This window comes from Streptomyces sp. NPDC093064, from assembly GCF_044754605.1.
Lineage (GTDB): Bacteria > Actinomycetota > Actinomycetes > Streptomycetales > Streptomycetaceae > Streptomyces.
Genome location: NZ_JBIVPK010000008.1, coordinates 238922 through 254524 on the forward strand (window position 1 = coordinate 238922; position 15603 = coordinate 254524).

Genomic DNA, 15603 nt, shown 5'->3' on the forward strand with positions numbered 1-15603 from the left:
CACGGGGGAGGGAGGTCTTCGCATGCCCACGCGAGGACGGCGGCCGCCAGGGCCCGGGACATGCCGCTGATGCCACAGGTCTTGACAACCGAATTGGTCTGGACCAAATTGGGCGCGCTCCACCCTCCCCAATCCCCCCATGACCGGAGGCAGTTGTGGACCGCGACATACGGAGACCAGCCAGGCCGGCCAGACCGGCCGGACCGGCCAGGCGCCGGCTGCTGGCCGCGCTGACGGCCACGTTCCTCGCCCTGCCCGGCGTCACCGCGCTCACGACGACCGCGCGAGCCGCCGACGCGGACATCCTGCGCAACGGCGGCTTCGAGGCGGGCCTCGACGGCTGGACCTGCTCGGGATCCGGTACGACGGTGAAGTCCCCGGTCCGCAGCGGCAGTTCGGCGTTGCAGGCCACCCCGGCCGGCAGTGACAACGCCCAGTGCACGCAGACGGTGTCGGTCCAGCCGAACTCCCAGTACACGCTGAGCGGTTACGTCCGCGGCTCCTACGTCTACCTGGGCGCGAGCGGCACCGGCACCACCGACGTCTCCACCTGGACCCAGTCCGCCCCCGACTGGCAGCAGCTCACCACCACCTTCCGCACCGGCGCGCAGACCACCAAGGTCACGGTCTACACCCACGGCTGGTACGGCACGGGCGCCTACAACGCCGACGACCTCTCGCTCGTCGGCCCGGGCGGGAACACCGGCCAGCAGCCGCCCGCCGCGCCGACCGGTCTGAAGACCGGCACCGTCACCTCGACCAGCGTGGCCCTGTCCTGGTCCCCGGTGGCCGACGCCACGAGCTACACGGTCTACCGCGACGGCGCGAAGGCCCAGACGGTGACCGGCACGTCCGCCACGATCACCGGCCTGTCGCCCTCGACCGCGTACGGCTTCCAGGTCGCGGCGGTGAACGCCGCGGGCGAGTCCGCGAAGTCGGCGACGGTGACGGCGAAGACGGCCGCGGACTCGGGCGGGCCCGGCGGCGGCACCGCGGACCTTCCGCCGCACGCCCTGGTCGGCTATCTGCACGCGAGCTTCGCCAACGGCTCCGGTTACACGCGCATGGCCGACGTCCCCGCCGGCTGGGACGTCATCGACCTGGCCTTCGGCGAGCCGACGTCGGTCACCTCGGGCGACATCCGCTTCAACCGCTGCCCGGTCACCGAGTGCCCGAACGTCGAGAGCGACGCCGAGTTCAAGGCGGCCATCAAGGCCAAGCAGGCGGCCGGCAAGAAGGTCCTGATCTCCATCGGCGGCCAGAACGGCCAGGTGCAGCTGACCACGACGGCGGCCAGGGACACGTTCGTCTCGTCCGTTTCGCGGATCATCGACGAATACGGCCTCGACGGCCTCGACATCGACTTCGAGGGCCACTCCCTGTCCCTCAATGCGAACGACACGGACTTCCGGAACCCGACCACGCCCGTGGTGGTCAACCTGATCTCGGCCCTGAAGACCCTGAAGGCGAAGTACGGCGCCAAGTTCGTCCTGACCATGGCCCCGGAGACCTTCTTCGTGCAGATGGGCTACCAGTACTACGGCACGGGCAAGTGGGGCGGCCAGGACCCGCGCTGCGGCGCCTACCTCCCGGTGATCCACGCCCTCCGCGACGACCTGACCCTCCTCCATGTCCAGGACTACAACTCGGGTCCGATCATGGGCCTGGACAACCAGTACCACTCCATGGGCGGCGCGGACTTCCACATCGCCATGACCGACATGCTCCTGACGGGCTTCCCGGTGGCCGGCGACGCGGCGAACGTCTTCCCGCCGCTGCGTCCCGACCAGGTCGCCATCGGCATGCCGGCGTCCACCAACGCGGGCAACGGTTATGTCGCCCCGTCGGAGGTCACCAAGGCCCTGGACTGCCTGACCAAGAAGGCGAACTGCGGCTCCTCCACCACCCACGGCACCTGGCCGGCCCTGCGCGGCCTGATGACGTGGTCGGTCAACTGGGACCGGTTCGGGAACTGGCAGTTCCAGAACACCTTCGACGCCTACTTCGGACGCGGCCGCTGAGCTGTGAGCCGGCTCACTCCAACGAGAGGTCACAAACCGCGTAATGGCTGATGGGATACCTCCCTCTCCCTTGTGGCGCGGCCCGCATCCACGAACGATGAGGGAGGTCTTCTCATGACGGGGGCGAAGACGGAGGCCGCCTGGCCGGCATCGGTCGCGCCGGACCCCGAGGCCTGCCGCTGGGAGTGGGAACGCAACCCCCAGGGGGTCGCCCTGCTGCCCGCGGGCAAGGCCTGGGACGTCCTGATCCTGCCCGGCGTGCTCGGCTGTCCGACGCTCGACGTCCTCACCCGTGTCCTCGACCGGCCAGGGCCGGTGCTGGCCGACTTCGGGGGCGAGCGCACGGGCTTCTTCGTTCCGCCGGGCACCGCGGCCCGCTGGCTCGGCACCGGTATCCGCACCGCGGGGCTCGGCACCTGGATCGTCGTGCCGTATCCGGGGCGGAGCACCGGCAGGGTGCGCTGGCTGGTCACCCCGGACGGCTCGGGCACCCTCACCGACCCGGCACTGCTGGAACTGGCGATGCACGAGGCGGCCGCGGCCCTGGCCCTCAAGGAGGAGGGCTGATGTGCGGGAGCCGGCTAGAACACACAGATGGGATACCAGTTCTAGGGTGCGGCGTCAGTGGTCACGGCGGCGCCGATCAGCAGCCACAGCGCGGACAGCAGCACGGAAGCCAGGCACCAACCGGCCACGACATCCAGTGGCCAGTGGTAGCCGCGCCGCACCAGCCCGAAGGAGGCGCCGGACACGAGAGCGGCGAACACCGCGAGGACGGTCCGGCGGGCGGCGGCCGTGCGCAGCCAGGGCAGCAGCACGAGCACCGCGGCACCGTAGGCGACGGCGGCGGTGGCCGCGTGCCCCGACGGGAAGTACCCGGTACCGGGCGGCATGACCGCGGTACCGGGCCGGGCCGTCCAGGCCTTCAACGGCACGACGAGCGCCGGGAGCAGGGCCATCGCCACGGCTGCCGCGAGGGGCGCGAGCCACCAGCGCTTCGCAGCGGCGGCGCGTCCCCGCCAGGCCGTATGGATCAGGACGGCCAGGAGCACGGGTACCGCGATCTGCACCTGGCCCAGATCGGAGAGCAGTTCGGAGAGGCGGTCCGGGTGCAGCAGGGCGTGACTGACCTCCCGGTCCGCGTCCAGCAGTGGGCCGCCCGCCGTCACCTGCCAGGTGATCAGTGCGAACAGGAGGGCCGGGACGGCGAGCAGGAACACCACGAACACCACGGTGCACAGCTTCGCAGGCAGGGCGAGTGAGCCCGGACCCGGGCCGGTCGGTCCCGGGCCGTGCCGGTCCCGATCCCTGCCGGCCGGTCCCGGACACACCGAAGGGCCGGCACAAGGGGGGGTGTGCGCCGGCCCGACGGGGACGGCCGTCCCATCTGTCTGCGACCGTCCGGATCGGAAGGCCGCGCGCCCCGGGGGGTCTGGGGCGGGCGACTGTCCGATCATTGAGGAGAACCAGAACCCGTGGGTTCCGGGTGTGTGCGCGAGGCACGACCAGGTCGAAGCTGGGGAGGCTACGGCCTGAGGCCGCCCACAGTCCCCTGTGGGCGGGTGTATCTCTCATCCGGGAAGAACCTACGGCAGCCGGTGGGCGGAGGACAGCGGGAACGGCGTCCTGCCATCCACCTCGCACACCTTCTTCACACGCTCTGCCGCCGGCTGCGTCAGGCGTGCATATCCGCCGCTCAGATGCGCGCGAACGCCTGCTCGATGATGTCGAGGCCTTCGGTCAGCAGGTCCTCGCCGATGACGAGCGGAGGCAGGAAGCGCAGCACGTTGCCGTAGGTGCCGCAGCTCAGGACGAGCAGGCCCTCGGCGTGGCAGGCCTTGACGAGCGCAGCCGTCGCCTCCGGGTTCGGCTCCTTGGTGCCACGGTCCTTGACCAGCTCGATGGCGATCATCGCGCCGCGACCGCGGACGTCGCCGATGATGTCGAACTTGTCCTGCATCGCGGTGAGGCGGGCCTTCATGATCTCCTCGATCCGCTTCGCCTTGGCGTTGAGGTCGAGTTCCTTCATGGTCTCGATCGCGCCGAGCGCGCCCGCGCAGGCCACCGGGTTGCCGCCGTAGGTGCCGCCGAGGCCGCCCGCGTGCGCGGCGTCCATGATCTCGGCGCGGCCGGTGACGGCGGCCAGCGGCAGGCCGCCGGCGATGCCCTTGGCGGTGGTGATCAGGTCCGGGACGATGCCCTCGTCCTCGCAGGCGAACCACTGGCCGGTGCGGCAGAAACCGGCCTGGATCTCGTCGGCGACGAACACGATGCCGTTGTCGGCGGCGAACTGGCTGATCGCGGGCAGGAAGCCCTTGGCCGGCTCGATGAAGCCGCCCTCGCCGAGCACCGGCTCGATGATGATCGCGGCCACGTTGTCCGCGCCGACCTGCTTGGTGATCTGGTCGATGGCCTGCTTGGCGGCCTCGGGGCCGGCGTTCTCCGGGCCGGTCGGCCAGCGGTAGCCGTAGGCCACCGGCACCCGGTAGACCTCGGGCGCGAACGGACCGAAGCCGTGCTTGTACGGCATGTTCTTCGCCGTCAGCGCCATGGTGAGGTTGGTGCGGCCGTGGTAGCCGTGGTCGAAGACGACGACGGCCTGGCGCTTGGTGTGGGCGCGGGCGATCTTGACGGCGTTCTCGACGGCCTCGGCGCCCGAGTTGAACAGCGCGGACTTCTTGGCGTGGTCACCCGGCGTGAGCTCGGCCAGCGCCTCGGCGACGGCCACGTAGCCCTCGTACGGCGTGACCATGAAACACGTGTGGGTGAAGTCGGCGAGCTGCGCGGAGGCACGGCGTACGACGGCCTCGGCGGACGCGCCGACCGACGTCACCGCGATGCCGGAGCCGAAGTCGATGAGGCGGTTGCCGTCGACGTCCTCGATGATGCCGCCGCCGGCACGCGTGACGAAGACCGGCAGCGTGGAGCCCACGCCCTGCGCGACCACAGCGGTCCGGCGGGCCTGCAGCTCCTGCGACTTCGGGCCGGGGATGGCGGTGACGACGCGGCGCTCCTGCTCAAGTGCGGTCATGGGGGCTCCCTGATGAGATCTTGCGTACGGCGGCGTTTTTCGGACGCTTTTCCTTCTTTTCTCGCAGGTTAGGGCGGCGGGGAGGACGTGGGCATGCTCCATGTGGGCGTTGTCGGCGACCGCGGTTGTCCGCGGTGGACATAGGAGGGACGCGGGCCGGAAAACGCGGGCGCCGGCGCCGTGACCTGCGGTGTGCCGCGCAATCGGTGAACTCCCCTTGCGCGGGCGTTAGATTGACTCGCTGATGGTGGACGGAACGGCTGGTCAGGGGGCAAGGGCGATGGACGACGGGACGCAGGACGCCCGGGGTACGCACGCGAACCCCGTGCCACGCCCGGCGGTGCCGAGGGACGCTCCCGCGGCGCCACCCCGGCCGAGCATCCCCCCGGCCGCACCCGGCGCCTACGAGCAGTATCCGCAAGAGGGACCTGGACAGCACGGGCAGCTCCCCGAGCGGCGGCCCGGCGTCGCCGAGTGGCTCGACACCCCCCGCCCGGCCGCCGCGCCCGGCATCTGGCGCTTCGGGCACCGCCCGCCCAAGGTCGCGAGGACGCCGGACCGGCTGCCGTCGATCACGATCGTCGGGCTGCTGATCCCGCTGGTCGTGGCCCTGCTGGTGTGGTCGCTGTGGCGGCAGGGCGCGCTGCCGTACCAGGGGGCGCCGCTGAAACTGTTCACCCCGGACGACTGGTGGTGGGGCGGCACCGTGTCCCCCAAGGGGATGCAGGGCCGCGAGGCCATGGTGGTCTACGACGGCGTGTTCTTCGCCGTGCTCGTCTACGCCGTAGGACGGCTGGGCAGCTGGCCCGACGTCGTACGGCACTTCGTTGGCCGCCGCCCGCAGCCCGCGCGGGCCCTGTTCGCCGCCGCCGGCGCCCTGATCGCGCTCAGCCTGGTCTTCCCCGGTGCGTTCCCGGGCGTCGGCTGGGACCCCCTGCCGGTCGTCGACCCCGTCTTCTCCCTGATCGTCCTCGTCTCGGGCGGCTACGGCCTCTTCGCCTCCCAGCTGTTCACCGACGCGCTGTACGCGCTCATCACCCTGCTGGTCGTCTGGCCGTTCGCCAGGGTCGGCGGCTGGTGGGCGTACGCCGGGGAGCTCGCCGCGCGCCGCCGGGCGGCCGCGGACCCCGTCGCCCCGCCCGCGGCGGACCTGCCGCGCTCGCAGTGGCCCGGACCGCGCCACGCCGGGCAGTACCAGGCGGCCGACCTGCTGACCGCCGAAGTCGCCGCCGGCCGGATGAACGACGTGGACTGCGCCCGGATCGAGCGGGCATGGGAGGCGGCCCGGCGGGAGGCACACCCGGCCGCCTTCACCGAGACCGTGCTGCGGCAGGGCGCCGCCGCCTGGACGCACCCCTCCGGGGCGCGCGACCTGCCGGGCCGCACCGCGCGCCACGACCTGCTGGAAGGGCAGGTGCGCATCGGACGCTGGGCGGGGGAGCGGACCCCGCGCGACTACGAGGGGGCGGCGGCCGCCCTCGGCCCCGAGACGCTCGGCACCTCGCTGCTGCTGGTGGGGCCGTCCGGCTCCGGGAAGACCCGGCACGTCACCGGGCCGGTCACCGAGACGCTCACCCTCCAGGCCCTCACCGGAGCGTGCGCGGTGGTCGCCGTCCGCGCCGCCGGGACCCCGCTCGGCCCGGACTCCGCGTACGACGTGGTGGTCCGGATCGGCGACCCCGCCTCCGTCCACGACCTCGACCCTTACGCCGGGTCCGACGACCCCGACGAGGCCGCCGCCTTCCTGGCCGAGGCCCTGGTCGGCGACCTGGACACCGTCGGCGGGCAGAGCGCCGCCACCGCGCTCGCCCAGCTGCTCGGCCCCTACCGGGCGGCGCACGGGCACTTCCCGCCGCTGCCGGCGCTGCGCGAACTGCTGGAGGGCGATCCGGGCGCGCTGGCGTCCCTGCGGGCGGCGCTGTCGACGGACGAGCACGCCGTGATGCGGCGCGAACTCGACGCCCGGACGCGGCAGGCCGGCTCCGCGGCCGACGCCGGACCGGCCCTCGCGGACCGGCTCGCGCTCCTGGACCGGCCGGCCTTCGCCGACTTCTTCGGCGCGGCGGGGCCCGGCGGCCGGCCCTTCTCGCTGCGCGCGGTGGCCCACCATCCGCTGCGAGTCCGCGTCGACCTGCCCGAACGCGGACACGAGGAGGCGTCCCGGCTGATCACCCGGCTGGTCCTGGCCCAGTTCCACACCGTCGTACGGGACACCCGGCGCCCCCACTTCGCCTGTCTGGTCCTCGACGACGCCACCGGGGCCGTCACCGCGGAGTCGGTGCGCCGCGTCCAGGGGCTGCGCTCCCAGAACGCCGGCGTCGTCCTCGCGCTCCGGTCGGTCGCCGACGTGCCCGAGGCGCTGCACGGCCCGCTGCTGGGGGCCGTCGGCTGCCGTATGGCGCTCGCCGGCGTCACCACCTGGGACGGCGGCCGGTTCGCGCAGGCCTGGGGGACCGAGTGGGTGGAGACCAAGGAGGTGGCCAAGCACACCGTCTTCGCCCACCAGCCGATGACCCGCGCCATCCACGCCCTGCGCAAGCTGGTGACCGGACGGGCCGTGACCACGGACGCCGTGACGACCCGGCAGGTGGAGCGGGAGCGCTGGTCCGCCTCCCAGCTGGCCCACGAGGTCCCGCCCGGGCATGCGGTGCTGTCGCTGACCGGCGTCCGGGGCGAGCACACGCCGCCGCTGCTGGTGGAGCTGCTGGGCTGAACGGGGCGGGAGGCGAACGCGGCGGGTATGCGCACGGCCGTAACACGTTGACCGTACGGTGAGGCAGAATCGGCATAGGTTGTTCATACGTGACGTCCAAAAGATCACAATGATCATCCGATCTCCATAGAGCCTCCGCACAAGAACCCGTAGAAGAAACCCGCACAAGAACCCCGCTGACCAGAAGGCCTCATGCCCCCGACGCTCGCCTCGCTCGTCCACCACTCCGCGCTCAAGCTGACCGTGCGTGCGGGCGGGGACCGCCTGGACGTACCCGTCCGCTGGGCCCACGTCAGCGAGCTCGCCGACCCCGTGCCGTACATGGAGGGCGGGGAACTGCTGCTGATCACCGCGCTCAAGCTGGACGCGGAGAATCCCGACGCCATGCGCCGCTATGTGAAGCGGCTGGCCAAGGCCGGGGTCGTCGGGCTCGGCTTCGCCGTCGGGGTCAACTACGAGGACATCCCCGCGGCGCTCGTCGACGCCGCCGAGGAGGAGGGGCTGCCGCTGCTCGAGGTGCCCCGCCGCACCCCGTTCCTCGCCATCAGCAAGGCGGTGTCGGCGGCCATCGCGGCCGACCAGTACCGGGCGGTCACGGCCGGCTTCGCCGCCCAGCGGGAACTGACCAAGCAGGCCCTGAACGCCGGACCCGAGGGCCTGCTCGCCGCGCTCGCGGCCCAGGTGGACGGCTGGACGGCGCTCTACGACGCCTCGGGCGCCGTCGTCGGCGCGGCACCCGAGTGGGCCACACGCCGCGCCGAACGGCTCACGGCCGACATCGACCGGCTGCGCGACCGTTCGGCCCCCGCGTCCGTCGTGGTCGGCGGACCCGAGACCGAGGACCGCGTCGAACTGCACTCCATCGGCACCGGGCGCCGCCCGCGCGCCGCGCTCGCCGTCGGCACGGCCGCCGCCCTCGGCACCGCCGAGCGGTACGCCGTCCACTCCGCCGTGGCCCTGCTGACGCTCACCACGGAACGCTCACGCTCGCTGCACGCCGCCGAGCAGCGCATCGGCGCCGCCGTGCTGCGCATGCTGCTCGCCGGGCAGCCCGACCATGCCCGCGCGGTGGCCGGAGACCTGTACGGCGGCCTGCTGGACGCCCCCTTCCGCATGATCGTCGCCGAGTCCGCCTCGGCGTCCGCCGCGCGGGCGCACGCCGGCGCTCACACGCGCGTGCAGTCCGCCGCACCCTCCCCGGCCGCCGTACTGGCCGCCGCCGGCACCGGCGCCGACCCGCTCGCCGTGCTGGCCGAGATCGTGGAGGCGGCCGCCGCCCGGTCGGGGGAGGCGGTGCTGGTGGTGCCCGACGGGGAGCGCCTGGTGGTGCTCGCCGCCGACGGGGGCGCGGCCGTGGCGGTGTGCGGCCAGTACGCCGCGGCGCTGGAGGCGGCGCGGGCCGAGGCCGTGCGCGAGCAGTCGGGCGGGGAGGAGGGCGAACTGGTCGTCGGGCTGTCCGGGCCGGCCGGGCCCATCGCGGCCGCCGCCGCGTACAAGCAGGCCGACCAGGCGCTGTCGGTGGCGCGGCGGCGCGGACGGGTGCTCGTCGAGCACGACCAGCTCGCCTCCGGATCAGTGCTGCCGCTGCTGGCGGACGACGCGGTCAGGGCGTTCGCGGACGGGCTGCTGCGCGCGCTGTACGAGCATGATGCGACGGGCCGCGGCGACCTGGTGGCCTCGTTGCGGGCCTGGCTGTCCCGGCACGGCCAGTGGGACGCGGCCGCCGCCGACCTCGGAGTCCACCGGCACACCCTGAGGTACCGGATGCGCCGCGTCGAGGAGATCCTCGGCCGCTCCCTGGACGATCCGGACGTGCGGATGGAGCTGTGGCTGGCGCTGAAGGCCACGTCCACGGAGTAGGGATCCTGCCGGACATCGCGCCGGCCACCCCGCCGGATACGCCTCGTACGCCAATCCGGCGCACCCCCGCCCCGCACTGCTACGACTCGGACAAGCGACCCCGGGCCGCCCCCGCCCTACCGTGGACGACGAAAGCCAAGTACATCTCTCCTACACGGAAGGGCCGGGACTCCTTGATGACTTCCACCCACGCCTTCTGGCTCGCCGGCCGCCAGGTCACCGGCGAGGACACCTTCGACGTCACCAGCCCCTGGGACGGGCGGCTGGTCGGCAAGGTCGGCGTGCCGTCCGACGCCCAGGTCGAGGAGGCCGTGGCGGCCGCGTACGCCGTGCGGGACGAGTTCGCCGCCACCCCGGCGCACGTGCGGGCCGCCGCCCTCGACCACGTCAGCAAGCGGCTGGTCGAGCGCACCGAGGAGATCGCGCAGCTCATCTCCGCCGAGAACGGCAAGCCGATCAAGTGGGCGCGCGGCGAGGTCGGCCGTGCCGTGTCCGTGTTCCGGTTCGCCGCGGAGGAGGCCCGCCGGTTCAACGGCGGCGACGCCCAGCGCCTGGACACCGACGCCGGCGGCCAGGGCCGCCTCGCGTTGACCCGCCGCTTCCCCAAGGGCGTCGTCCTCGGCATCGCGCCGTTCAACTTCCCGCTGAACCTGTGCGCCCACAAGGTCGCCCCGGCCATCGCCGCCGGCGCGCCGATCATCCTCAAGCCCGCCCCGGCCACCCCGCTGTCCGGGCTGATCCTCGGCGAGCTGCTGGCCGAGACCGACCTGCCGGCCGGTTCCTGGTCGATCCTCCCGGTCGCCAACGACAAGATGGCGGCCCTCGTCCAGGACGAGCGCCTGCCGGTCATCTCCTTCACCGGTTCCGAGAAGGTCGGCTACGCGATCATGGACTCGGTGCCGCGCAAGCACTGCACCCTGGAGCTCGGCGGCAACGGCGCGGCCGTCGTCCTCGCCGACTACGCGAGCGACGAGGACCTGGACTGGGCCGCGGGCCGCATCGCGACCTTCTCCAACTACCAGGGCGGCCAGTCCTGCATCTCCGTGCAGCGCGTGATCGCCGACGCCTCGGTCTACGAGCGCCTGCTGCCGCGCATCGTCGCCGCCGTCGAGGCCCAGGTCACCGGTGACCCGTCCGACCCGAAGACCGATGTCGGCCCGCTGGTCAGCGAGGACGCCGCCAAGCGCGTGGAGTCCTGGGTGCAGGAGGCCGTCGAGGCCGGCGCCGCCCTGCACACCGGCGGCAAGCGCGACGGTGCCTCGTACGCCCCGACCGTCCTCACCGACGTGCCCTCCGAGGCGACGATCTCCTGCGAGGAGGTCTTCGGCCCCGTCCTGACCGTGCAGAAGGTGAACGGCGAGGCCGAGGCCTTCGCCGCCGTCAACGACTCCAAGTACGGCCTCCAGGCAGGCGTGTTCACCCACGACCTGCAGACCGCCTTCCGCGCCCACCGCGCCCTGGAGGTCGGCGGCGTGGTCGTCGGCGACGTCCCCTCCTACCGCGCCGACCAGATGCCGTACGGCGGCGTCAAGCAGTCCGGCGTGGGCCGCGAGGGCGTCAAGTTCGCGATGGACGACTACACCTACGAGCGCGTCCTGGTCCTGACCGGCCTCGCCCTGTAGGCCTGACGGTCCGCCGAGCGACGACGGCCGGAGCCCGCTGTGCGGGGGCTCCGGCCGTCGTCGTATGCCCGTGTGCGCTGACAAAAAAAGAGGGTGGCTCGAGGACCGGCGACGGGACCAGCGGCTGGTCTTCCCGGCCGTTGCCGCCGCCACCGTAGCCGAAGGCGGCGACCAGAGAAAACGTGCAGAACGACCTGAGGGCCACGCCGTTAGACTCATTGGCAAGCGGCCGATCAACCTCCCTCGGACAGGAAGAGCCAGGGGTGCCCAACACACTGCAGGAAATGATCAAGAACAAGCTGGGCCAAAAGGGATGGTCCTACAGCGATGTAGCGCGCCGGGGTGGCATCTCTCGCTCGACTGTTCACCATCTGGCGACGTCGGCGAAGCTGGCGCAGATGCCTCAGCAGACCACGCTGGAGGGTCTCGCCAGAGGCCTGGGTATACCGGTGGCGCCTGTGCTGCGTGCGGCAGCCGAGGCCGCAGGTGTCCATGTGTACTTCGAGAACGCGCCCGAGATCACGGATCCGGAGGTGGAGGTCCTCATCGCGAGCGTGCAGAAGCTCAGTCCTGCGGCCCGCCGGCATGTGGCTGTGCTCGTCGAGTCCTTGCTGCAGGCAGGGGAGTCCTAGAGCAGGGTGGATCAAAACCTCTCCATACCTGCCACTTTGATCCAGCCGATCAGTGTCCGCACTGTCGCGTAGTCGAGTTCTGCCACCCTGACAATCGCTTGTAAACCGTGGGAATCCATCGGCACGCACGCCGCATCCAGGGCGCAGTACAGCAGCACTTGATGGGCCTGCGTCGCCGAAAGAGGCCTTCCTGCATCCATTCCGGCCCTTAATTCCTCGGCGATTGGCAGGGGTGGTGTGACGTCCATGTCTCCAGACTTTTCTCGAGCCTTCGCAGATCATCCTCGTCGTTGTGGTCCGTGAGTTCGCGGCACGTTCTTTCCCAGAATGCCTCGACCACTGCGTGATCGCACCAATCGCCGATGGTCCCGGAAGCAGGGCCGCGCCTCAGGGCCTGCGCACGCTCGGTGAAACTGCATCCGACAAGGTTTCCTTTTGCGATGTCCGGGGCCTGCTCCGCGGCGGCCTCGTAGGAAATCGCTTTGTCGAGGGCGCGATCAATGAGCGAGGCGCTCGCCTCGGGGGCCGTGCTCCAGCTCACGAGGTGATGCGATGTCGAGTCGAGTACGACAGCAGCGGACAAAGTGCCCTTCGGCGTGCTGTGGGTGAATACGTCGATGACCCAGCGCCGGTTGGAAACCCCGGAGGCAGCGGGCGGCGCGCCCTCGTGCAGCCTGCCGGCCCTGCCGCGGATGCCGGCCTGAGCCATGAGAAGCTCCACCGTTCCATGGCTGACACTGATGCCGTAGCGGCGGCCGAGCTCCTGCCGGATGCGGCGGTAGCCAAAGGTCGAACCGGATGAGCTGTAAATGTCGAGAATGATCCGGGTCAGCCAGGCGTGCCGCAATGATCGAGCCGACGGAACGCGGTCACGCCACGCGTAATATCCGGACTCCGAGACGCCGAGCAGCTCAATGATGCCGCGCGCCGGGAAGCCCTCTTCCGTCATCGCGGAAATCACTTCGTATCGTCTTTTGGGGGCACCACTTCCGACATGAGGTCAATGGCTCTCCGGCACGCCGCGATCTCTCTCTCCAGCTTTTCGATGCGAGCTTGCGCTTGCTTCAGCTTGGACTGGGCCATGAGATGAGCGCTGCTCACTGGACCTCGCTTCCCGACTGTGATGTCAGTACTCAGGGCTGTGGTGGGAGTCCACAGCCCTGAGCGCTCTTGCGGGACCTACCGGACGTAGCGGTGCATGGTCACGGTCGGTGCGAAGTCGGTCAACGAGTCGCTGCCGCCACCCCTTGGCGCGCGGGCCGCCTCACGGTCGAGGATTGTCTTCACCCTGCGGGCCAGCTCGTCCGCCTGTTGTGTGACCTGGGAGATCGGCAGGCGAGACGCCTTGAGGGCCTCGACCTGGTGGTTGATCGAGTCGAGTTCGTTGCGGCCGTCGCGGCTGAGGCTGAATCCCCGAGGCGTGGCGACGATGAATTGATATGCCCCGGAGAACGTCTCGCACGCCGGGCAGTGATCGTTGATGCCCCTGCTGATGTTGGAGGCGTTGATGAGGCGCGCGTTTCGGCCGGCCGTGGTGACGATCTGGTAGGAGAGGGCGATCGAACGGCAGGGGGCGTCGATGGAGCAGCCTGAGGACACTGCCGTAGCCCGGTTGTTCGCCGTCACGGCGACGGACGGGCCGTATTCGTGGATCTTGAAGGATTCGTCGAACTGGTTCCTGTGGGCCCTGTTGGCGTGGCTCTGCGCCATGTCGACGGCGATGGCGACGCTCTGGGAGAAGCGGGAACTGCCGGGGCTGGCACCCGCCGAGGTGGTACTGGCCGTCACGGCCAGTCCGGCGGTCGCGGCGATGCCGAGGCCGATCGCCGCTTTGGAGGAGGTCTTGGGGCGGGGCTTGCGGTGGTTCATCGTTCTCTCCTGCGGATGAGGTGGTGTGCGGAGTCAGGAAGGGCTGGAGCCGGATGGGGCTGTCGCGGAGGGTGAGGGGGATGCGGTGACGGACTCCGAGGGAGGGGAAGAGGGGGACGCGGAGGCCGTCCGGCTTTCGGAAGGGTGTGGGGACGGCGTGGTGGGAGTGCTGCCGGCTGGTGTGGTCGGGATCGGACCTGCCTCCGCCGTGGAGGCGGCCGGTGTGCCGGGGGGAGGCGCCGGGGCGGTTGCCGAGGTGGCGGGCGGGGCTGCCGCGGAGTGGGATGGAACGGTGCCGGGGGACGAGGTGCTGTTGTGTCGTGTGACCCGCTTCCCCGGGGTGGTGCCCGCAGGGTGGCCCGCCGGGGAGCTCGTGGGGGTGGGGTGCGGGGCTCGGACGGTGGGTACGCCGGGTTGCAGGACAGGAGTGACCGGGGCTGATTCGGGGAGTGGCTTGGGCGCAAGTCCCTGCACCCAGGCGGTTCCGAGAACGGCGCAGCCGGCGACGACTGCGGCTGCCAGAGCGAGACGCATGGCCGGCTTGCCCTCTGTCGCTCTTCTGGCGGCGCGGTACAGGCGGGCCGTCAGCCGGCCCGCGAGATAGGCGCCTCCTGCCATCGGGCAGAGCAGCATGAGTGTGCCGATGACTCCGACCAGCCCGGCAGTGATCTGCCCTGCCGTGAACGCCGAGTACGTGCCGAGGCATTGGGCCGAAAGGCTGCGCAGTGCGGTGGCCAGGAGGCGTGGAAGATTCCACAGGGCGTACCCGGCCTCCGCCAGGAGCAGGGGGATCATGGTCAAGACCCACACGGTCACGATGATCCGGGCGGAGCGCTTGAGGTCGGCCGCACCTGCGACGGCGCGTTTCCGTCCGGGCAGCATGCTCAACAGGATGGGCTTGACCTTGCCATACAGGTCGGGAACACCGGCCAGATCGCCGAGGATGTAGTAGCCGTCGAGCCGTACCGCCGGCATCAGCTGTTCGAGGACCTCGAAGTGCGTGAGGTAGACCGCGGCAAGGAAGAAGGACTGGCCCGTGAGAAGGTAGCCCGCGGTGAGGGCCAGCATGAAGATGACGTTGAAATACACGCCCCCCAGCCCGGTGCGCAGGCGGCCGGTCTTCCCGATCCGGTACACGTCGGTGACGTCCGTGTACATGGATGGCCAGATCAGGAAGATGCCGCATCCGATCTTTCCGGGTACGCCCCCGCTGTACCGGCAGGCCGACGCGTGCCCGAACTCGTGAAAGACGAGGGAGGCGACTGTCAGCACGAAGAGGATGAGCATCCACAGCGGCTGTTCGAGTACTTGCAGCACGGACGTGATGGCTCCATGAACACCGAAAAGCCAGATGTCCATGGCCGCGGTGCCTGCGAGTACCAATGCCACAACAAGGGGCCGGTGCAGCCAGGAGAGCGCGGCGGCGATGCGGGCCACCTGCGCCTCGCGGAAGATCACTTTGTGGCCACGGAGGGCGAGGAGCAGGTCCGAGCGCGGGGCCGGGGGCGCTTCCGGCAGGTCTCCGAAGGGGACCGTGATACCGAGGGGAGTGAGCTTTCGCTCCACCAGGTGGACGACGTTCTCCGTGGTGACTTCAGCCCCGTAGCGCCCGCTCACCCGATGGGAGATCGCTTCGGCGTCGCGTACGCCGTCGATGGAGCTCACGACGAGGTACAGCAGGCGCGACAGTTGGATTACCTGACCATCACCTCGGCGGACAATGTACTTGCGCTCGGTGAAGCCAGACCCCTGGTATTCCCCGAGGGTCTGCAAGCCGTGGCTCAGTCGGGGAACAGGCGCGGCGTTCCACGGCATGAAGGTGCCGGCCGCCTTGGTGTGCATCGAGTGGGTGAAT

General features: G+C 71.0%; 12 protein-coding genes. 6 read left to right on the forward strand and 6 right to left on the reverse strand.

Going from position 1 to position 15603, the window contains the following annotated elements; all coding sequences use genetic code 11:
- Positions 1-155: 155 nt before the first annotated feature.
- On the forward strand, positions 156-2021 hold the full coding sequence (locus tag ACIQFZ_RS13195; RefSeq protein ID WP_383057979.1) for a chitinase: 1866 nt from the start codon (positions 156-158) through the stop codon (positions 2019-2021).
- A 114-nt stretch (positions 2022-2135) separates the two neighbouring features.
- Positions 2136-2588 (forward strand): hypothetical protein, encoded by a 453-nt coding sequence (locus tag ACIQFZ_RS13200; protein ID WP_383057978.1) that lies wholly within the window; start codon positions 2136-2138, stop codon positions 2586-2588.
- A gap of 41 nt (positions 2589-2629) precedes the next feature.
- On the opposite strand, the gene ACIQFZ_RS13205 is transcribed toward ACIQFZ_RS13200, so the two are convergent.
- Together ACIQFZ_RS13205 and gabT are read right to left on the reverse strand one after the other, a co-directional pair.
- Positions 2630-3253, reverse strand: coding sequence for a phosphatase PAP2 family protein (locus tag ACIQFZ_RS13205; protein WP_402691231.1), 624 nt, complete (start codon positions 3251-3253; stop codon positions 2630-2632).
- 464 nt (positions 3254-3717) lie between these two features.
- The gene (gabT, locus tag ACIQFZ_RS13210; RefSeq protein WP_365419564.1) at positions 3718-5052 is read right to left on the reverse strand and encodes a 4-aminobutyrate--2-oxoglutarate transaminase; all 1335 of its coding nucleotides are present in this window, start codon (positions 5050-5052) and stop codon (positions 3718-3720) included.
- A gap of 280 nt (positions 5053-5332) precedes the next feature.
- Between gabT and ACIQFZ_RS13215 the strand changes: the two genes are divergently transcribed.
- The 4 genes from ACIQFZ_RS13215 (at position 5333) to ACIQFZ_RS13230 (ending at position 11879) form a co-directional block, all read left to right on the forward strand.
- Entirely contained in the window at positions 5333-7765 is a 2433-nt protein-coding gene (locus ACIQFZ_RS13215) for an ATP/GTP-binding protein (protein ID WP_402691232.1), read from the forward strand.
- 192 nt (positions 7766-7957) lie between these two features.
- Positions 7958-9625: a PucR family transcriptional regulator gene (locus tag ACIQFZ_RS13220; RefSeq protein WP_402691233.1), complete on the forward strand. Its 1668-nt coding sequence runs from the start codon at positions 7958-7960 to the stop codon at positions 9623-9625.
- A gap of 176 nt (positions 9626-9801) precedes the next feature.
- Positions 9802-11247: an aldehyde dehydrogenase family protein gene (locus tag ACIQFZ_RS13225; protein WP_402691234.1), complete on the forward strand. Its 1446-nt coding sequence runs from the start codon at positions 9802-9804 to the stop codon at positions 11245-11247.
- 284 nt (positions 11248-11531) lie between these two features.
- Complete coding sequence (locus ACIQFZ_RS13230) at positions 11532-11879, forward strand: helix-turn-helix transcriptional regulator (protein ID WP_365429083.1); 348 nt, start codon at positions 11532-11534, stop codon at positions 11877-11879.
- Between the two features lie 11 nt (positions 11880-11890).
- Here the strand turns inward: ACIQFZ_RS13230 and ACIQFZ_RS13235 are convergent, their stop codons facing one another.
- From ACIQFZ_RS13235 to ACIQFZ_RS13250, 4 genes are all read right to left on the reverse strand, one after another.
- Positions 11891-12079, reverse strand: a complete 189-nt coding sequence (locus tag ACIQFZ_RS13235) for a hypothetical protein (protein ID WP_361425608.1) — start codon at positions 12077-12079, stop codon at positions 11891-11893.
- A gap of 8 nt (positions 12080-12087) precedes the next feature.
- Positions 12088-12840 (reverse strand): IS3 family transposase, encoded by a 753-nt coding sequence (locus ACIQFZ_RS13240; protein WP_402691235.1) that lies wholly within the window; start codon positions 12838-12840, stop codon positions 12088-12090.
- A gap of 218 nt (positions 12841-13058) precedes the next feature.
- On the reverse strand, positions 13059-13748 hold the full coding sequence (locus ACIQFZ_RS13245; protein WP_365429089.1) for a hypothetical protein: 690 nt from the start codon (positions 13746-13748) through the stop codon (positions 13059-13061).
- A gap of 33 nt (positions 13749-13781) precedes the next feature.
- Positions 13782-15413 carry a hypothetical protein gene (locus tag ACIQFZ_RS13250; protein WP_402691236.1) on the reverse strand — a complete coding sequence of 544 codons (1632 nt, stop codon included), beginning with the start codon at positions 15411-15413 and terminating at the stop codon, positions 13782-13784.
- Between the last annotated feature and the right edge of the window lie 190 nt (positions 15414-15603).

What these genes read in the sequence shown, in the direction of transcription:
- ACIQFZ_RS13200 (WP_383057978.1), top strand. Translation starts at nt 2,136, where the DNA reads ATGACGGGGGCGAAGACGGAGGCCGCCTGGCCGGCATCGGTCGCGCCG.
- gabT (WP_365419564.1), bottom strand. Translation starts at nt 5,052, where the DNA reads ATGACCGCACTTGAGCAGGAGCGCCGCGTCGTCACCGCCATCCCCGGC.
- ACIQFZ_RS13215 (WP_402691232.1), top strand. Translation starts at nt 5,333, where the DNA reads ATGGACGACGGGACGCAGGACGCCCGGGGTACGCACGCGAACCCCGTG.
- ACIQFZ_RS13220 (WP_402691233.1), top strand. Translation starts at nt 7,958, where the DNA reads ATGCCCCCGACGCTCGCCTCGCTCGTCCACCACTCCGCGCTCAAGCTG.
- ACIQFZ_RS13225 (WP_402691234.1), top strand. Translation starts at nt 9,802, where the DNA reads ATGACTTCCACCCACGCCTTCTGGCTCGCCGGCCGCCAGGTCACCGGC.
- ACIQFZ_RS13230 (WP_365429083.1), top strand. Translation starts at nt 11,532, where the DNA reads ATGATCAAGAACAAGCTGGGCCAAAAGGGATGGTCCTACAGCGATGTA.
- ACIQFZ_RS13235 (WP_361425608.1), bottom strand. Translation starts at nt 12,079, where the DNA reads ATGGATGCAGGAAGGCCTCTTTCGGCGACGCAGGCCCATCAAGTGCTG.
- ACIQFZ_RS13245 (WP_365429089.1), bottom strand. Translation starts at nt 13,748, where the DNA reads ATGAACCACCGCAAGCCCCGCCCCAAGACCTCCTCCAAAGCGGCGATC.